Genomic DNA, 18,945 nt, shown 5'->3' with positions numbered 1-18,945 from the left:
GAAGATCCGTCCTTGGCTGAGAATATTTTAGATAACCTCATCATGAAGCGGGAGTCCAAATCGTACGTGGATAGTCTGCATGCGATACTAACCCATACAGGCCAGTTTCAAGGTTCCAAGGTTGTACTTGCTGGATATACGGGCATGGCTTTTAAGCTGTCGGTGCATCGCAGACTACTTCCCATGTCGGTTACAGCGTACGGACAATGGGGGGAAGCACATCGTCCCGGAGTTGATAACCTGGGGATATTCACGATCTGGGATGGGGGACGTACACGTCATTCCACGTTCAGTTATTATCAGCAGGATGCAGTGAATTGGGTGAGACGGAGTATTGATGAAGGCACTGGTGTGATTTACTGGATTCCTGAGTTTGGTGTTATTCATGGATATGATGACAGTGACCGCATCTTTTATGTGCAAGACGGATGGAGCAAGGAACCGCAGATTTTGTTGTATGACAATTTCGGCTTAAACTTTACCGGATTTTGGTATTGTCAGGTGTTTGGTGATCAGGTCCGCATCCCTGAACAGCAGAAGCTGCTGGAATCCCTGCGACTGGCGATTGAGGATTGGGATATTCCCTATCGTCTGTTACCTGATCAGAATATTACTTCAGGTAGAAAGGCATATGATGTGTGGGTGGAGGCCCTGCGGAGTGGGGATTTCGATGAATCCGGTGCAGGTTATATTTTGGAATCCTTCTGCCATTCGCGAACCGAAATAAGGATGTATTTGCAGGGTGTTCGAGGGATATGGAACGAACTGGACCAGGCTTGTGCATGTTATGAACAGCTTGGGACGTTAATTGACCAAATGAAAGGATATATAGTTCAGCAGGAAAATAGACGTGTCTTGCGATCAGATACGACAGAAGATCTAGCTCAGGTACTCGTGAAGGCGAAAGAATTGGAAGAGCAGGCTATTGATTATTTTCGAGTGATATCCAGGAAGTATCCTGACCGTAAAAGGTCCACTATACCACGGTGGGGAGCGCATTCCGCACGATAGGATGAGAGGGGAAGGGAGTGAAGGATGATGGCGACAAAAGTAGTATTGCAGGACTGGATTCAATCCCCGCAAGCTGTGAGTTTTGCTGATGAATATAGATCATGGAGCGGTGTGAGCGCATATACAGATGCGTTGTATCGCATTTTATTACATAAACAGTGGACGGTTTCCCCACACCACATGATTGCAGGTATGACAGCAAGTGCATTCCGATTAGTGGTGGATCGGCGTCTGACGTCAGAGTCAATCTCCGCATACAATTGGATGGCAGAGAACTTTGTCGCAGCAGACTTCATTGGTGTGACAACGGGACAACATGGTGGATTTTCATTTGAACCGACTTTTCCGCTCTATCAGAAGCAGGCTCTGCTGGATATCAAAGCTTCCATTGACCGGGGCGTAGGTGCGATTCTATGGCACGATCAATTTGTCATTGTTACTGGATATGATGATGCGGAACGGGTGTTATTCATCTGTGAAAGTAAAAGTAATGAAATCATTCGTCTGCCCTATGATTCGTTTGGTAGGAACAGTACACCCTACTGGTATTATCAGGTTCTGGAAGCCTGTGCACCTATCGATTTATGGGAAGTCTGCAAGGAATCGTTAATCCAGGCCGTATACAAATGGGAAACCCATGACTACATGCTGCCGTCCCAGGATTATGCCTGTGGAGCGGCTGCGTATACGGTTATGGCTGCTGCTTTGCAGTCAGGAACATATGACGCAGAACAAACGGCAACTGTACTTCGCTATTATGCCAAATCAAGATTGGATATTGCCTCTTATGTTGCAGGACTTGAGCATCTGTCCACTCAAATGGACCAGGTTATAAACGAGTATGAGCTACTCGCAAACCTGTACACAATGATCATTGAGGAAATAGACAACTCCATCTCTTGGGATTCGAGAGAACCGGAATGTGTGCAAAGAGTTATTGAGCTTATCCGGAAGGCAGGGGCTACGGAACAACGTGCCATTGATGCCATTAAACATGTCTTTCCAGAGACGATAGGCAATCGTTTTAAGGATGTTGGATTAAGATGAATGGAGCATGATAGAGAAAATTGAAAAACTCAGCAGGAATAAAACCGGACAGGCGCAGCCGATCCGGTTTATTTGTATTGAACATATATGCACATCAACTCATGTGATCCACGCTAATCATAACTTTTACAAGAAAAAATAACCAAAATTTTAATTTTGGGGTAATCCAAATCCCCTCTTGTTCCGAATATTATATTAGATGGTCTTTTTTGGATGATGAAATTCAAGGACAACAGGGGGCGGGAGTATGGTACATAATCCGGAAACCATTCAGGAATGTATCGAACATGCACGGCAAAGGCTCTACCAGATTGCAGCTCAATACCCGGAACTATGGCATCCGGAGGTTATTCGCCAATCCATGGTGCTGGATGAGTTAATTAATGAATATAACAACGCAACTCGCGGGAGAAAGATCTCGAATCAACTGAAATCATGATCTTTCTGAACAAAGAATTCCAAGAAGGGATTCCGTGTGTTTGCCTTACTCTTTTACCGCCCCGAGCACAATTCCCTTTACGAAGAAACGCTGCAAGAACGGATATACGAGCAGAATCGGCAGAGCGCCAATAAAGATCTGAGCCGCGTTCACCGTACGTTGAGACATGTTCTGGAGCTGCGTTGCATCCACGTTCATGTTAGAGAAATCCTGCTGAACGATAATGGTCTGCATTAACGTGGCTAGTGGATATTTGGAAGCATCATTCATATAGATCAGCCCGTCGAACCAGGAATTCCACTGACCTACCATCGTGAATAAAGAAATCGTCGCAATGGCGGGTATGGAAACAGGCAGATAGATTTTGAACAGAGTTGTGATATGGTTGGCTCCATCGATAAATGCGGCTTCTTCCAGCTCTTTTGGCACGTTGCGGAAAAAGTTCATCATGAGAATCAGGTTCCAGACAGCCACCGCGCCTGGCAAAATGAGAGCCCACATCGTATTAATCAGCCCAAGCTTCTGGATCAAAATATAGGATGGAATCAATCCCCCGCTAAACAGCATCGTGAAGATGAAAAACCACGCATATAATGAACGTCCCTTGAAATGCAGACTTTCCTTAGATAACGGATAAGCCGTCAGGAAGACAAGTGTCATACTGAGCAGTGTTCCCAGAACAGTACGCTGGACTGAAATCCAGAGTGCACTGAGAAAGTTACTGTTACCAAATGTTTTGGTGTAGGCGTCCACCGTAAAATCTATGGGCCACAGTGTCACCAGATTGGCGGATGCTGCCGCTTTACCACTGAAGGAAACGGCCAGAATATGGACCAGCGGCAGGATGCACAGGATCGAGACGGCCGCGATGAATATCAGGTTAAAACCATTGAATATACGGTACCCGGTTGTTTTGTGATACACCTTGATTCCTCCTCAGAAAATACGGTAATTGGCGATTTTGTACGCCATCCGGTACGCAGAGATGACCAGGAACATCGCGACAAATGATTTGAATAGTCCAACAGCGGTCGCAAAGCTCATTTTGCCATTCAGAATTCCCATCCGGTAAACAAAGGTATCGATAATATCGCCTTTCTCATATACCAGTGGATTGTACAGGTTAAAGATCTGGTCAAAACCTGCATTCAGGATGTTGCCCAGCGATAACGTACCTACCACGATAATCATCGGTACGAGTGCAGGCAGGGTAATATGTAATGTCTGTCTAAGTCGTGTTGCCCCATCCACCTCCGAAGCCTCATACAATGCCGGGTTAATACCCGCCAGTGCTGCCAGAAATACAATCGTCCCGAATCCAAACTCCTTCCACACATCACTGACAACCACCGTTACACGGAACCAGTCGCCATCCCCCAGAAAGAAGATCGGCTCAACGCCAGCCGCCGCTAACACCTGGTTTACCAGCCCACCTTCCGGTGATAACATGTCGAGCAGAATGCCGCCCAGGACAACCCAGGACAGGAAATGGGGCAGATACACCAAGGTCTGTGAGAAACGTTTGAACGTAGAGTTCCGAACCTCATTCAGCAAAATGGCGAACACCACGGGGGCCACAAGTCCGGCCACAATTTTCATCGAAGCAATCAGCACCGTGTTCCAGATGACCTGAACGCTGTCGGGATATTCGAACATGAACCGGAAGTTGTCCCAGCCCACCCATTTGGATCCAGTGAATCCCAGCCACGGTTTGAAGTCTTGAAAAGCAATAATAATGCCGCCCATGGGCACATAGGCGAACAGTAAAGTGAGCAGTACAGCAGGCAACAGCATTAGATGCAGCGGCCATGTGCGTTTGAAATTCCAGCGGGTACGTTTGCGTGGATGGGGTGTCATTTTTCGCACCGGCGTATTGGTTGTTAACGGTTGTTCGATAGCCATCAGGGTCCCTCCTTTATCTCGTCCAGCCCTAAAAGTGAGGCGAATAAGCCTCTGTACAGAGTGGAGCAACTGAATTATAGCAACGGAGAAAGGTCGACTATAGAACAACATTTCAATGCGGATGTTGAAATATTAACTTGTTGAGGAAACAGAGGTCTTCAAGTCACAGGAAAACGGGAGAACAAAAAATCATATAGAATTGTAAGGGCTTTCAATATAAAATAGGACTTCGGTGTAGAACGACTTCAAATTCAGGGACAGGGTGAAACAATGAAATTCACAGTATTTGCGAAGACGGTCATTCTTTTAATCTGCCTGCTAGTACCCATTCTGCTGCTCTATACGTATGCGAACCAGGCAAATGTGGACATGGTCGTTGAAGAGAAACAACAGTCGAGTCTGAACCAGTTCAATTATTTCAGTTCCCAGGTGGATAAAAATATCGAGCAGCTCTCGCTGTATGGTCTGACATTGTTGCGAGATCCGAGTATCCTGCATTACCGTTACATGACGGACTCCACCAGCCAATATGAGAAAAACAGTATCTATCTGGATATTCTCGACAAATTATCGTTGTACCAGTCCACCAGCCGCTGGAAGAACGATATTACCATTGTGCTGCCACAAGCGGAACTTGTGTTATCCACCATGTCCAGCCGGACGGTCTACGATGAGAAAATGTTGACGTTCCCGCAACCTGGCCAATGGCAGCTGGAGAAGGGGAGTTTCACCTACTTTTTCACGGATAACTACGAGTGGAATGAAAAACCGATGAATACAGGCGTGCGAACGGTGATGGAGATTAATTTTGACCCGATGAATGTGGTTGCCATGTTGGATGATTTTAAAGAAACGCAGGGAGGAGATCCTTTCTTGCTGGTACCAGGTAATGATCCGTTGCTGAATCGTACGGCGGACCCCGAATTGGTCGAAGCGATCATACGTGATATCCCCTTTAACGGGCCGGAGAGGGAAGGCAATCATCAGCTGGAGGTGGGCGGTAAACAATATCTGGTCAGTTACGTGCACTCCAAACAACTGCAAGCGGTATACGTGAACCCTGTGGTATTGGATGATTTGCTGACCCCAATGGACAAGAGCCGAAATATGTTTATTACCTCCATTCTGTTACTGCTCGTGCTGAGTATCGGGGCTGCACTGCTTTTGTATCGAAAAGTCCAGGTGCCCATCCATCGTTTGATGAGAGGGCTGCAACAGATTCGTAAAGGGCAGCTGTCCACACGGATTCCGGTTGATCACTCCCGTGATGAATTTGCGTACCTGACCCAGAGCTTCAACCATATGGCAGAGCAGATTCAGGAACTGATCGAGAAGGTATACGAGGAACGTATTCGCTCGCGGGAAGCAACATTGAAACATCTGCAATCACAGATCAATCCGCATTTCCTGTACAACTGCCTGTTTTATATCAAAAATATGACCCAGCTCGGCAACCGTGAAGCCGTTATTGCCATGTCGCTAAGTCTGGGAGACTACTATCGCTACATTACGCGGGGCGAGAATGATATGACGACAGTAGAGGAAGAAATCCGGCTGCTGGACCATTATTTGTCCATTCAACAGATGCGGACCAACCGGCTGACCTACGAGATTGCCGTACCGCAGCAACTGATGTTGCTTCACATTCCGCGACTGCTCATTCAACCCATCGTAGAGAATGCGGTGATCCATGGCATTGAGCCGATGGAGGGCAGTGGGCATGTCGTCGTAACGGGGATGGCGGTACCCGAACATATTGAGGGTCGGAAATATACAAGATATAGCCTGTTTGTTGACAATGATGGTGTCACGCTGACAGCAGAAGAGATTGCCGAATTGGAACGGGAGATCAATGAACCGATGGGTGAGGAGATTGGAACAGGCACATGGAATGTGCACCAGCGTCTCGTTACGCGATATGGGCTGTCGTCCGGGCTTCATTTTGGAGCGATTCCCTATGGTGGACTTAGTGTAGAAATTCGATGGTTTGAGGAGGAAAAACCGCATGATGAATCTGATGGTCGTGGATGATGAACATTCGGCAGTAGAGTCGATCGCTGTCTCGATACCGTGGAGAGAACACGGGATTGGTCAGGTATTCAAAGCCTATTCAGTCAAAGAAGCCTTGGAACATATGGCATCACATCAGGTCCATATTATTATCACGGATATCCGTATGCCGGGTATGTCTGGTCTGGATCTGGTCAGTCACATCAGGCAAAAGTGGGAACAGACCAAATGTATTATTTTATCGGGGCATGCTTCCTTCGATTATGCGAAGCAGGCGCTCAAACATGGGACAGTCAGTTATCTGCTCAAGCCGGTCCGAGATGAGGAACTGATCGAATCCGTGCAGCAGGCCGCAGTGCAGATTCGCCTAGAGGGTGAGAAACAATTGCTGCATCAGCGGGCCATGTATTCGGTAAGGGAACATCTGCCTGAGAAGCGAGCGGAGCTGATGAAGGATGTATTATTAGGGCATAAATTTGCGGATGCTGAACTCGAAGGCAAGCTGGAGCAATTGGAGATCGGGTTCCGTCCACAGGATAAAATGCAACTGCTGCTCATCCGGTATGATGACCATCAACCTACACATAAAGCGTTTCGACTGATGAAGTATGCCATCTCAAATGTGGTGGAAGAGATCTACGGCAGTACCTATCATCTCTGCCATACGGATGACGCCTATGATGATCTGGTCTTCATGGCCAGTCCCAAACAAACTCAGGCCGAACCGGAAATGCTAATGGGCCGACTTGGAGAGCGGTTGATCCATAGTGTGAGGCAGTATCTGAACGCGACCATTTCCTTGTCCGTTAGTCGTATGGGACGTTTCCCAGATCAGGTGCCGCAGCTATATCATCAAGCCGTGAGTGCGCTTCGAAAGCAAGCCGAGGCGGGAAAAGGATTACATCTGAATGCGGCGGCAGGAACCAATGGGGCCACGTTGAAGTCTCTTGCAGCGCTGTATGAACCGCCGGGTCTGACGACGTTACTGGAAGCCGGGCGCATGGAGGATGCACACCATAAGATTGATCAGATCTTTGCCGAACTGTCGAACAGTGTGTTCCCGGAGCATGTGTATGTGGCTTTTCATTATTTGGCGGCGGCATTCTCCTATATGGCTCATCGGGAAGGAAGGCAGTTAACCGAAGTGCTTGGTGAGCAGTACCAGCAGTTGCTTAAAGACGGTTATGGCATCTCGCTGCGTAGTTTGGAAACGTGGACCAGAAGTGTGATGCAGCAGTGGGAAGAGAGCACAAGCGATGCGGGACAGGATGCCGGATCAACGCTGATTCGGCAGGTGCAGCAATGGATTGACCATCATCTAGGCGAGGATCTATCGTTGCAGGTCATTGCCGGAGAGGTGCATCTGCACCCGGTATATCTGTCGAAAATGTACAAACAATCCACAGGTGAAGGCATTAGTGATTATATTATCCGTTCCAGAATGGAACGTGCGGTTCATTTGCTCAAGCATACGGCGATGAAGATCTATGAAGTCGGTCAGGAAGTAGGGTACAACAACACGCCTTATTTCATTCAGGTGTTCCGCAAACATTATGGACTGACCCCGCAGGATTTTCGGAACGGTTAACAAATCAATATGAACATTGAAATTGTGATATATGTTTGCCTCCCCGGCTGCACTATCCTTTTCATGTAAGGTGCATTTGGCACATAAGGGTATCCAAGTTACCTGAGGAGGGGTTAGTTCATGTATAGAAAAATGATGACGGCATTGCTCGCAATCACGATGGTTGCTGTAACGGCATGTAGTTCGGGGGCCAAGGAAGAACCGGCGAAGGAAGCAGCTGCACCACTTGCTCTGCAAGATGGGAAGTATGAACCGGCGGTACAGATGAGTTATTTGCGGGCCTGGAATGATGACACGAAGTTCAAGAATGGGGAAACGGCACAGAACAACGTGCATACCAAATGGGCCAAGGAACGGCTTGGCATCGATCTGACTACGCCATGGGCTGTATCGGTGACCAATGATGCATTTTACACGAAATTACGCTTGTCCCTGTCCGCTAACGAAGAACTGCCGGATATCGTCTCCATTCGGGGAGACTACAATCTGGTCCGGGAATTAATTGAGTCCGGCAAATTTGCCAATGCAGGCGAGTTGTTTGACAAATATGCTTCGGACACATGGAAACAGGCATCCGAATCAGCATCCGAGGAATGGTATCCATACATGTATGAGGGCGAGCGTTATGGCATTCCAATCTTCGATTATGCTTACAACGGTGATTCGGTCATGTTTATCCGGGAAGACTGGCTGAAGAAGCTGGGACTGGAAGAACCAAAAACCATGGATGAGCTGGTTACGGTCATGGATGCTTTTACGAATCAAGACCCGGATGGGAACGGCAAGAAAGATACGTATGGTCTGACCGTGGGCATGAAAAATGCGCTCAATACCTGGATGACGGAATCCGGCTGGATCTTCGGCATGTACAACACGATGCCTGGACAGTGGAATGATGCTGGAGACGGCACACTGCAATATGGCTCCATCCAGCCAGGGGTGAAGGAAGGTCTAGCAACGATGAAAGATTGGTTGTCCAAAGGTTACCTGCCCAAAGAAGCGGGTGTCTATGACGAGATCAAGGCAGCAGAACTGTTCACCGCAGGCAAAGCTGGCATTATCGTGGGACCACACTGGATGCCAAACTGGCCGATTGATGATGTGAAGAAAAATGTGGACGGTGCCACGTACAAGGCCATTACTTTACCTACAGGACCAACAGGTGAGAGCCACCAGCATGGTTCTGGTGCAAGTAACGGCGTTGTACTGATTAACAAAGACATGGCGAACCCGGAGATTTTCTTCACGTACCAAAATTATCTGTTCGACAACTTTGCTAATCCGGAAGTGGGCAGCGAGTTCGAACATGGCTTCGCACAAGGATATGACTATGACATCGTGGATGGCAAAGTCGTTGGTGAAGCTGAAGTGAAGGACGGCGTATCACCACTCAAATATACGATTACGTATGATGGTGCACGGATTCCGAATCTCATGATGGATACGCTGGCGGAACTTGCGAAGGGCAAGGAACCGGAGACTCCTTTTGAGAAAAATACGAAGATTGCCAACAAACCGGAAGTATTTGTAGCCGCTGAGGTGGTCGTTGCGAATAAAGATAACGCGATCAAGAACAAGTTCACCGGGGCACCAACCGAGACGATGAAAATGAAGAAGGACGCAATCGACAAGTTGGAGAAGGATACGTTCAGCAAGATCATCTATGGTCAGGTGGGCATTGAGGAATTTGATGCGTTTGTGACGAAGTGGAAATCCATGGGCGGCGATGATATTACCGCCGAAGTGAACGAGTGGTATAAGACAGTTAATTAATTTACAAAGCAGGGTAGACTGATGAATTCATCAGTCTACCCTGCTTTTTTAGTAGGCATTTTAATGACAAAAAACAACAAGGATAAGAAAAATAGAGCCTATGAAGTGGATACCAATAATCTATATATATTGAACTAAAACATTCACACGAGAACGAAGAGGGCAGAAATCAACCTGAAGAAGCGAAGCGGTCGCCTTTATCCATAGATTTTTACCTTTGTAAGAGTGAATGAAAAAAATCTGGGGATAACAGTGATCGGAAGGTTGTTCTGTCATTGGAGTGGTAAGTGTGAATAACCTTTAGTTCAATCTATATCGTACAGATCGATTATGACTCGCAGCGCACAAAAGTTACTTGTTTTCCTAAAATCACATTTTCCACCTTCCATCCGGCATTTAACCAGGATAGTGCTTGTGTATGATTATTGGAATTATTCACCCACCATTGTTCGCGATTATACGCTGTAGGGGGTAACGTAAATCCGAGAATCTCCTCAAGCTCTGCATATGTAAGGGTGATTGAAACTTGATTCAAATAGTTTTCCAAGGGGAAGTATTTGCTGTAGCTCATTTAGTCAGACCTCCTGAAAAGGAATACAATGATTATACAACGTGGGGATGACGATAGCGAGGGCATACCGAGAGCGTACATAGTTATGAAAAAAAAGGAATCCGTAGATCTCTTTGACTAGCGAACAACCGTGCGTAAGCCTTATTGTTCCGATTGTACTTGAGAGAGTAAAATAATAGGTAATATACGAACATCAATACGTATTTATAACATAGATACCTCGGACTAATCCGGGATGAATAGAGGTTCAAGTGTAGTTGGTGAACTTTAGATGCATGGGAAGGCAGGAGATTAGATGAGTACACTTTATGATCAGGCGATGGAAGAGATGATGACGACGATCCATGAATGGTTTGATGAACAGGAAAAGCGGGATGACTTGGAAAGTGTTGTGAAGCGAACCACGCTGCAAATGGGTATTTTTAATGATATTGTGCTGGATTACAGACCTGGACGGACCACGGTAGACAGCCTGGATCTGGGTTTGGATGATGATGATGATGTGAAATCAAAGCAGGCAGGATCCTTTACCGAGGAACAGGTACGGAACGAGATCGGGCCTAAGCTTGTTGAGGTTGTTCAGGAAAGATTGGACAAGCTGGCAGATACTCCGTTGATTGACTACCGCTTCACCTTGCGAGGGAAATTCCCAACAATCGAAGGTAAGCTGCAACTGACTTTATTGGAATGGATAAACGAAGAGAAAAGACAGCTTCTCCTTGAGCGTATTCACACCTATGTAGACAAGAAGCTGGAGAACAGTACATATCCAACGAAGCCATTGGAATCCTTCTTTTTGACGAGTCATCTACTCGATCCAAAGCTGTTCCCGGAGTTGGATGTAGCATGGACCATCAGGCTGTATGACCGGATTCAAGAGTTGAATCAGGGGCGTCCGGATGCACTTGCGGAACATCGTGGTGAGATTACTCGTGCAGTGACGGCATGGGTGGAGAATCAGTTTTTGCCACAGTATTATGATGTACAGTCTTCGCCTTATCGTACCAATGAATATTCACTAAAACCAGGAGCAACGCTTCAATCGAACGTTGAAACACAAACAGGCCAACATTCGGACGAGCACGGGAAGCAGCAAACATCCGGGACTCAACCAATCGATCTGCTGTTATACGCAGCGGTCATGATTCTACGTTTTGAGCCGAGTTATAGCAAACCCAAAGGTGTGACTTTTCTGGAACTCGCGAAGCAACTCGGTAGCAAACGTGCGGCACGTATGATGACAGAAGGTAGCGGGACGTATGCGAAGGACGATATTCATGTGAAAACGGAAGAAGTAGAATGCAAAGCAAATGATGTATTTGCCCTGATGACCATTCACATTCGTAAGGAAGAGTCGGGTGCCTATCAGCAGGCACTTACCTTTATCATTCATTTATTGAAACAGGGCTTTCCGAAAGGTTATAAGATCAAGCTCAAGTCCAGCGTAAAGCAGTATTTGCCGATCAAGGGACTCGCGAAGTCGGATACCCACCGATTCTTTGCCAATACACTGGAGTACCCGGAGCTGCATCCACTCCTGGAAGAGTATGCGCATGAGGCTATCCAGGAGTTTGAGTTCTACGAGGATGCCGAGGGAGAGAAAAGCTGTATGCCAGGCAGTTATGCAACCTTTGGGCTGGGGCTCGTGGATGAGCGGTATTTCCCGCTGGTTGAATATTACATGGGCGAAGTGGATGATGAGCATCAGTTGATTCAGGATAAGTTCATTGCGGCATTTGTGGAAAAACAGGGTGTAACAGCTAAAGCCATACCTGCGTTAGTCGCCAGTTTGCGTCGTTCGACTGATAGTCTGAAGCTGAAGATTCAGCCCGAGCTGGAGAATGAGGAAATACTCGAACTGTTGGTTAGACAGATTCAAAAACTTGAGTATTATGAAGCGGAACGTGTACTCTATCCGATCTTTGGCAAGGTGGAGAAGCTCTCAACGCTCGCTCGCAAAGCGGAGGGAAGACGGAAGGAATTATTGCTGGAACTGTTGCAGGCCGCAGGGAAATAAAAATGAAACAACACAAGTAAGATTGTGCTGTGCCAGTCAGTAAAACATTTTAGAGAAGTGAAAGTGCACAAGGAAAGGTGGGGGAAGTTGTGGAGGCATTGAGACGAGACATGTGGCAGGCGTTGAATGCTCAGGACAAAGAGGCATGGATGCGTAAGTTTGTCCGTCAATTACCAGACAGTATGGTATATGAGGGTCTCGAGACATTTGAACGATTTGGTCAGCGGATGGAGACAGGTGTATTTACGGAGGATGGGCTAAGATTTGTGTTTGTGCCTGGGGATCGGGTAACGCTCGGCTGGGATCGTTGGCAGCATGGTATGAACGAAGAGACCTCAGCCGACCTGCATGAAACGGTCAGTGAGTATGGTGTGGAGGACGTGGATTCGTTTCTGGCGAGTCAAATGTCACCTGTAAGAACGGTCAACATTGCGCCGATGCTTGTGGAATGCGAACTCATTTCACTTGGCTGGATTGAAGTATCTGAGGAGGAAGCACACGCGCAAGAAGATCCTGATTTTCCCGCAGCACTGGAGCAGTTTAAGCAATCGGAAATACGTGAATATGAATTGCATCAACAATTTCGTCTGATTCGCCAAAGTGAGAATGAAGTCCGAATCCTGTGGTTCAACGAAGGAATAGAGTTGGAAGACGTTGTGAGGGAGGAAGCTGCGGCGGGTTTTGGTTTGCTGACCGAAGACGAATGGGAGTATATCTATGGCGGCGGTTGTCGCACGTTATTTCCCTGGGGAGACAGCTTCGACTATACGTTGAGATTGAAGCACTTTGGAAGTCTGGAAGGCACGAATGAGATTGTGGATGGATCGGCAGAGCCGGCCTCTTCACAGGTAGAAGAAAAGGATGATCGTCTTTATGATCTGGAAATGCCAAATTTCTTCGGAGTGCAATTTGCGGGTGATCCCTACAAGTATGAGCTTACACTGGATTCGGCTGGGGATGTGATGCCCAAAGGCGGAGACGGCGGTAGCCTGATATGTGGTGGTACAGGGCCGCTGGTTGGTTTCTTGCCTGCTGCTGCGGTCTATTATCGAGACGTTAATGCCAGTGAACTTGACTGGGAGGATTTGATGGATGCGATGGTGTATCGTAGGGTTGTTCGTTTGGCTGAACTGGCATTGTAGTCATGACGAAACGAATCTATCAAGGAAGAGCTATAATGGCGAACAATAAACGTTCAAAACCGTATGATGATTCACCTTATGTTATCTATGCGGTAGATGGTATTCGGCTGAGTGCAGGCATACTTGTCCTGTTTTTTCTTAACGTATTTCTGCTTATTCCCGTGTTCAGTGTCCCGTTCCAATCGCTGTATGCGTATATTCTCTTGCCACCGCTAGCCTTTATGAATATATGGGCTATTGCCCTGATTGCTGCCCCACGCAGACTCCAACTGAATTATGTATTGTTCCGAGGCGTATTTGGCATTGTTTGTTCTGTGGGATTTATGGCGATTATACAGAAGTTTGCCTACGGGATACTTGGTCTGTCGACACCTTGGTACGTCATTGGATCATTTGTCGTATATGGTTTTGCCTTGTTCCAGTACGTGAAGTTTCATTTGCGTAAGCTACGGCAGCCCCCTCAGCGGAAAAAAGGGGATAAAAGCCCGGGTGTGCCTGTTGCCACAATTACGATGATTACGGGCGGAGCATATCTTCTGGCCAATATTTCACTGGCCTTTGTTACACAGCAGACTGTGGCTGTTGTGCTAATGTGTGTATACATTATGCTGGCTTTTGTGGTATTTCATTTTATCATGGACTTGCATCGGTATTACTGGCTTCGCCAGGTCATGAACAAGGCAGAGAGTTAATTGCAGGATAGGGACAGAAGAACAGGAAGAGGTCTTTGTAGCAGAGCTTGAGCATACAAAACACACATCAAATCAGCCCCAACTCATAGAGTGGGACCGAAATGATGTGTGTTTATTTTTGTTTATTTCACTTTTTGTACGGATACTGCCATTTGCTCCAGTTGAGTGTGAGTCAATTGGTTATTCGGTGAGCTGATAGTTACATAACGATCATCCAGCTTGAATGTGAGCATATCCGTTTGGTCTGGTGTATACCATTTGGCTGATACGCCATTAGGCAGTTTTACCGTTTTACCATCATAGCTGAACGAGTAATCTTTAGGGGATACCGTTACATTCATACGATTGAAAACAAAGTTTACACCATCACCACCCGCACCTACGCTTTTGAACGTATCTCCAGCAACCATATGTTGTGGGGCATAGGCTGTGGTGAACCCGTCAAACTTCGCAAATGCTTTGCGAATGTTATCCAATTGTTGTTTGCTATAGTTCACATCTGCAAATGCAGTGATCCCTTCATTGTTGCTGTTGGCTTTCTGAACAGAGACAGCGACTTGTTGCAACTGAGCTTGGCTCAGCTTATGATCCGGGGAGCTAAGCGTAACGTAGCGATCATCCAGTTGGAATGTGAGCATGCCCTTTTGATCTGGTGTGTACCATTTGGCGATCACGCCATTGGACAGTTTCACGTCTTTGCTCGTATAACCGTCCGAATAATCTCTTGGAGACACATCCACTTTCATATGGCTGAAAACAAAACTGACGCCGTCGCCACCCGCACCTACACTTTTGAACGTGTCACCTGCGAGCATCTGCTGAGGTGCATAAGCTGTCTCGAACCCATCGAATTGTGCAAAAGCTTTTTGAATCGCCTCTTTTTGTGCTGCGCTATACGTTACATTCGTCAAGGCTGATGGATTGCTTGTTGCTTGGCCGATAATGACCTGTCCTTTTTTGCCGTCATAGGATACAGGCACATGCAGTGCATCGGCAAGCGCTCGTACGGGCAGATAAGTAGAGTTGTTATAAGTAATTGGCGCAAGTTTGTTGCCATTGCCATCCGTTGGTGAGTAAGCCGCGCCATCGACATTAAAGCTGATTCCATGGTTAAGGTATGCAGAGATTTTCTCCAGTTGCGTTGCGGCAAATACACCCGTTGCTCCTGTTAATGTCATGCCCAGTACCATCATCGTTGCTACGGATTTCTTCATGTTTTTTTTCATCATATATCTCTCCTTCAAGTTGGGGGTTAGTTTTGTTTAATGGGCTCGCTGTCCCTTATGGCTTTATATTAAACCCCGAACATATCCAGAATGATTCTGAATTATCTCCAACTTGTAAACATGTGTATATAGACAGGAGAATGTAGAACAAAAACTGAAGCTGCTTGGCGTGTTTGAACGTATTCTTTGCCGAATCGAAACATTTTAGTTAAAAAGATAGAGGATTAGTCCGCCAAAACCAAGGACAATCGCACCAACGTATACATAGGAAAGTTTGCTTAGGTTTTGCTTTGTGCGGCGGTCATATTCGGGGTTGCTGGTCTGATTGGCTCTGGAATTACCGATGATCATGGTAGCAATACCTCCAAACAAGGCGATACCCACAATTAAAACATAAGGCAACCAGGTCATGAATGGACCTCCTTCGCGAATAATATGATATGTCCTTATTGTACTTCAGGATAACCTTTGATGTAAGCTTTAGTTGAGAAATAAAGGAAAATGAAGTATCTATATTACAGTATGTATGTGGTCTTGGATCGGAAAGATCACTACAATTTTATATTTTTTTAATTCAAAAAAACCTTGATACAACAGGCGTTCGCAGCTTTCTTCACTGAAGGTTGCGAATTTTTTTTACCCACAGAGTGATCCAGAATAGAGAACCCTGCGTTACACCCTATGAAGACGACGACGAGGAAAGAAATTATACACACAACATTATCGAGGAGTGAACACGTAATGAAAATGAAAATGAAGAAGTTTATCGCACCTGTACTTAGCTTGACACTGTTGATGCCGGGGATCGCTGGAGCAGCTGCCGCACCACAGACACCAATGACCATGATGAAAGCATCCGTGAACACACCTGCGGCTGACCTGAGAGCAAACCTGGACCACCTGTTGTCCGAGCACTTTGCACTCGCCGTAACGGCAATGGCGAAAGCCTATGACGGAGCAAAAGATGCAGATGCAGCCTACAAAGCACTCGACCAGAATGCACTGGATATGCAACCAGCAATCGCTTCCCTATACGGTGACGCAGGTGCAAAAGAATTCGAACGCATCTTCCGCGCTCATAACAAATACACAGATGATCTGGTGAAAGCAACCAAAATGGGCAACCAGGCTGGAATCAAACAAGCACAAGCAAACATCAACGGTTTCGTGGATGAGTTCTCCACATTCCTGAGCACAGCTACCGAAGGCAAGTTGCCAAAAGCAGCAGCCAAACAGGCGCTGAAAGTACATGAAGATCTCGTGCAAAAAGTATTTGATGAGTATGTAGCTGGAGATTACGCTGATGCATACAAGGCTTACCGTGAAGGTTTCAAGGAAATGTTCGAAGTAAGTAAGGCTCTCTCCACAGCAATTACGACACAAATGCCTGAGAAATTCGAAAATACCAAAGCGGATACAAAAGCAGCTGATCTGAGATCTGCACTCAACCACTTGGCTTCCGAACACTTTGCGCTTTCGGCTCTGCAAATGCAAGAGCAATTTGATGGACGTACAGCCGCTTCCAACGCACTGATTACAACTGAAGCTGGAAACACAGCTGACTTCAAAGCAGCAATTGCTTCCGTTTACGGTAATGATGGTGCCAATGCTTTCGAGAAAATTTGGGTAACGAACCACGTTAACGCACAAAGCGACTATGTAAAAGCTGTTAAAAACAACGATGCTACCGCTCGTGTAGCAGTAGAGAAACGTATTGCTGGGTTCACAACAGAGTTCGCTACATTCCTGGATTCTGCAACAGCTGGTAATCTGCCAAAAGCAGCAGGACAACAAGCACTGACAACACATGAAAATCAAGTACAAAACGTATTGAATCAATATGCAGCAGGTAACTATGATGCTTCGTACACAACGAATCGTGAAGGCTTCAAAGTGATGTTTGGTGTAGGTCAAGCTCTGGGTAACGCCATCGTGACTCAATTCAATGACAAATTCCAAGAGCCAGCAACACCTGCACCAGCGCCAGATATGACAACGGTATGGATGCAACTGAACAGCAAAATGCTGAAAATTAACGACAAAACAACCAACATGGATACTACACCAGTGCTTTGGAAAAACACAACATACATTCCATTGCGTTTCCTGAGTGAAGGTATTGGTGCAACGGTTAAATGGGACAAAAAAGCACAACAAGTAACGGTAATGGCTGGCGATGATACCCTTGAATTCTGGGTGAACAACAACGTTATGGAAGTAAACGGCGTGAAGAAAAATGTGGGTGCAACTGTATTTGTAAATAAAGATGGACGTACGCAAGTGCCTCTGCGCTTCATTGCTGAACTTCTGAACTGGGACGTGAAATGGGCACAAAAAGATGGTTCCATTACGCTGACTAAATCGATGTAATATAAAGTTTTCATATGAATCAAACAAAAGAGCTGCCCCATACGGCAGCTTTTTTGTATTCACCCAAAAGTTCAAATATTTGGTATAATCATCGAGTAATGACCTACATAACAGCTTGAATAGCCGATGGAGTCTAGAATGATGTATGATAATTTGGTATAAGCAAAATGAAGAGGGGGACAGAGGAATGAGTACATCATCAAAATCGGAGCGACCAGCGAGACATGTGGATACCCGGTTATTTGTCGCTTGGGCCGTTTCCGTTATCGCAACAGGGGGGAGTCTCTATTTCAGTGAGATCAAGGGCTTTCTTCCATGTGATCTATGCTGGTACCAGCGCATATTCATGTATCCACTAACGATTTTGCTGGGCATTGCCTACTTTAAGGATGACGTGGGCATCACCAAATACGTACTCCCACTGAGTTTCGTCGGTGGCGGCATTTCGTTATATCATGTAACGATCCAGCGTATTTTTTCGGCTACAGGTAATGCCGTCGCGTGCGGTAAGGTTCCATGTTATACCGACTATTTGAACTGGTTTGGTTTCATCACGATTCCATTACTGGCACTGATCGCCTTTATTATCATCATCGTGATGTTGTGGGGTATCGGCAAAACACCAAAATCTTCTTAATAAGAAAGGATAGATGGTGATGAGCGGACAAGCTCGTTGGTTCATGCCCTTCGTTATTCTGCTCCTCCTGACGGTGGGATGCTCTTATGAAGAACAGTCACAATCGGGCGAGATGCCGGAGATGATCAAAGTGAAACTTGACGTTCCAGAGAAAGCTTCTCTTCATGAACCAACACGGTTGCAGGTGAAGCTTACACAGGGAGATGCACCGTTAAGTCATGCTGACCATGTGCAATTCCAGATCTGGAATGAGCTTGATGATCCGCCTTCTGTATCTCCGGAACAAGGTATGATGACAGCGGACGAACTGGAGAATCAGGGGGCTATAACTGCCAAGGAGGCAGAGGAAGGGCATTATGAAATCCAGCATACCTTTGAAGAACCAGGTACGTATGTGGTACAGGTCCATGTTACGCACGGAGCTATGCATAGCATGCCGAGAGCGAGAATTGTAGCGGAATGAAGCAGCAGGCGGGTACCAAGGCTTTGGTTCAGGTTTAACAATAGGTTTATAATGTTA

At 46.4% G+C, this 18,945-nt stretch carries 17 protein-coding genes and 1 pseudogene; 13 read left to right on the top strand and 5 right to left on the bottom strand.

Features of this window, described 5'->3' with window-relative positions:
- The first annotated feature begins 12 nt into the window (after positions 1-12).
- From MHH92_RS26280 to MHH92_RS26270, 3 genes are all read left to right on the top strand, one after another.
- Complete coding sequence (locus MHH92_RS26280) at positions 13-1,011, top strand: hypothetical protein (protein ID WP_340907152.1); 999 nt, start codon at positions 13-15, stop codon at positions 1,009-1,011.
- A gap of 24 nt (positions 1,012-1,035) precedes the next feature.
- Positions 1,036-2,058, top strand: coding sequence for a hypothetical protein (locus tag MHH92_RS26275; RefSeq protein ID WP_340907151.1), 1,023 nt, complete (start codon positions 1,036-1,038; stop codon positions 2,056-2,058).
- 247 nt (positions 2,059-2,305) lie between these two features.
- Positions 2,306-2,497: an aspartyl-phosphate phosphatase Spo0E family protein gene (locus tag MHH92_RS26270; protein ID WP_076328857.1), complete on the top strand. Its 192-nt coding sequence runs from the start codon at positions 2,306-2,308 to the stop codon at positions 2,495-2,497.
- Positions 2,498-2,542: 45 nt separating this feature from the next.
- Here MHH92_RS26270 and MHH92_RS26265 read toward each other — a convergent pair whose 3' ends face one another.
- Both MHH92_RS26265 and MHH92_RS26260 read right to left on the bottom strand, forming a co-directional pair.
- Positions 2,543-3,421, bottom strand: a complete 879-nt coding sequence (locus MHH92_RS26265) for a carbohydrate ABC transporter permease (RefSeq protein WP_340907150.1) — start codon at positions 3,419-3,421, stop codon at positions 2,543-2,545.
- A gap of 12 nt (positions 3,422-3,433) precedes the next feature.
- Positions 3,434-4,354 carry an ABC transporter permease gene (locus MHH92_RS26260; protein ID WP_036668173.1) on the bottom strand — a complete coding sequence of 307 codons (921 nt, stop codon included), beginning with the start codon at positions 4,352-4,354 and terminating at the stop codon, positions 3,434-3,436.
- A gap of 315 nt (positions 4,355-4,669) precedes the next feature.
- Between MHH92_RS26260 and MHH92_RS26255 the strand changes: the two genes are divergently transcribed.
- From MHH92_RS26255 to MHH92_RS26245, 4 genes and pseudogenes are all read left to right on the top strand, one after another.
- On the top strand, positions 4,670-6,430 hold the full coding sequence (locus MHH92_RS26255; protein ID WP_340907149.1) for a sensor histidine kinase: 1,761 nt from the start codon (positions 4,670-4,672) through the stop codon (positions 6,428-6,430).
- Positions 6,405-6,692 (top strand): annotated as a pseudogene (locus tag MHH92_RS30660) (response regulator); the annotation flags it as partial. The gene MHH92_RS26255 and the pseudogene MHH92_RS30660, both read left to right, overlap by 26 nt.
- Positions 6,693-7,139: 447 nt before the next feature.
- Positions 7,140-7,997 carry a helix-turn-helix transcriptional regulator gene (locus MHH92_RS30655; RefSeq protein WP_445744721.1) on the top strand — a complete coding sequence of 286 codons (858 nt, stop codon included), beginning with the start codon at positions 7,140-7,142 and terminating at the stop codon, positions 7,995-7,997.
- A gap of 120 nt (positions 7,998-8,117) precedes the next feature.
- Positions 8,118-9,770: an extracellular solute-binding protein gene (locus tag MHH92_RS26245; protein ID WP_340907147.1), complete on the top strand. Its 1,653-nt coding sequence runs from the start codon at positions 8,118-8,120 to the stop codon at positions 9,768-9,770.
- A 328-nt stretch (positions 9,771-10,098) separates the two neighbouring features.
- On the opposite strand, the gene MHH92_RS26240 is transcribed toward MHH92_RS26245, so the two are convergent.
- Entirely contained in the window at positions 10,099-10,341 is a 243-nt protein-coding gene (locus MHH92_RS26240) for a DUF7662 domain-containing protein (RefSeq protein WP_036606815.1), read from the bottom strand.
- A gap of 295 nt (positions 10,342-10,636) precedes the next feature.
- Between MHH92_RS26240 and MHH92_RS26235 the strand changes: the two genes are divergently transcribed.
- From MHH92_RS26235 to MHH92_RS26225, 3 genes are all read left to right on the top strand, one after another.
- Positions 10,637-12,358 carry a DUF6138 family protein gene (locus MHH92_RS26235; protein ID WP_340907146.1) on the top strand — a complete coding sequence of 574 codons (1,722 nt, stop codon included), beginning with the start codon at positions 10,637-10,639 and terminating at the stop codon, positions 12,356-12,358.
- 89 nt (positions 12,359-12,447) lie between these two features.
- Complete coding sequence (locus MHH92_RS26230) at positions 12,448-13,500, top strand: hypothetical protein (RefSeq protein WP_340907145.1); 1,053 nt, start codon at positions 12,448-12,450, stop codon at positions 13,498-13,500.
- A gap of 35 nt (positions 13,501-13,535) precedes the next feature.
- On the top strand, positions 13,536-14,192 hold the full coding sequence (locus MHH92_RS26225) for a hypothetical protein (protein WP_340907144.1): 657 nt from the start codon (positions 13,536-13,538) through the stop codon (positions 14,190-14,192).
- 122 nt (positions 14,193-14,314) lie between these two features.
- Here the strand turns inward: MHH92_RS26225 and MHH92_RS26220 are convergent, their stop codons facing one another.
- Both MHH92_RS26220 and MHH92_RS26215 read right to left on the bottom strand, forming a co-directional pair.
- Positions 14,315-15,421, bottom strand: coding sequence for a stalk domain-containing protein (locus MHH92_RS26220; protein ID WP_340907143.1), 1,107 nt, complete (start codon positions 15,419-15,421; stop codon positions 14,315-14,317).
- Between the two features lie 201 nt (positions 15,422-15,622).
- Positions 15,623-15,829, bottom strand: a complete 207-nt coding sequence (locus MHH92_RS26215; RefSeq protein WP_340907142.1) for a hypothetical protein — start codon at positions 15,827-15,829, stop codon at positions 15,623-15,625.
- A gap of 336 nt (positions 15,830-16,165) precedes the next feature.
- On the opposite strand from MHH92_RS26215, the gene MHH92_RS26210 reads away from it, so the two are divergent.
- From MHH92_RS26210 to MHH92_RS26200, 3 genes are all read left to right on the top strand, one after another.
- A complete protein-coding gene (locus MHH92_RS26210) occupies positions 16,166-17,788 on the top strand; it encodes a copper amine oxidase N-terminal domain-containing protein (protein WP_445744720.1) in 1,623 nt (540 codons plus the stop codon).
- 187 nt (positions 17,789-17,975) lie between these two features.
- Positions 17,976-18,425, top strand: coding sequence for a disulfide oxidoreductase (locus tag MHH92_RS26205; protein ID WP_340907140.1), 450 nt, complete (start codon positions 17,976-17,978; stop codon positions 18,423-18,425).
- A 19-nt stretch (positions 18,426-18,444) separates the two neighbouring features.
- Positions 18,445-18,888 carry a FixH family protein gene (locus MHH92_RS26200; protein ID WP_036668090.1) on the top strand — a complete coding sequence of 148 codons (444 nt, stop codon included), beginning with the start codon at positions 18,445-18,447 and terminating at the stop codon, positions 18,886-18,888.
- Positions 18,889-18,945: the final 57 nt, after the last annotated feature.

The organism is Paenibacillus sp. FSL M7-1414, assembly GCF_038003195.1.
Classification (GTDB): Bacteria; Bacillota; Bacilli; order Paenibacillales; family Paenibacillaceae; genus Paenibacillus; species Paenibacillus amylolyticus.
Note: the sequence above shows the minus strand (reverse complement) of the source record. Positions and strands in the feature narration are given on the sequence as shown.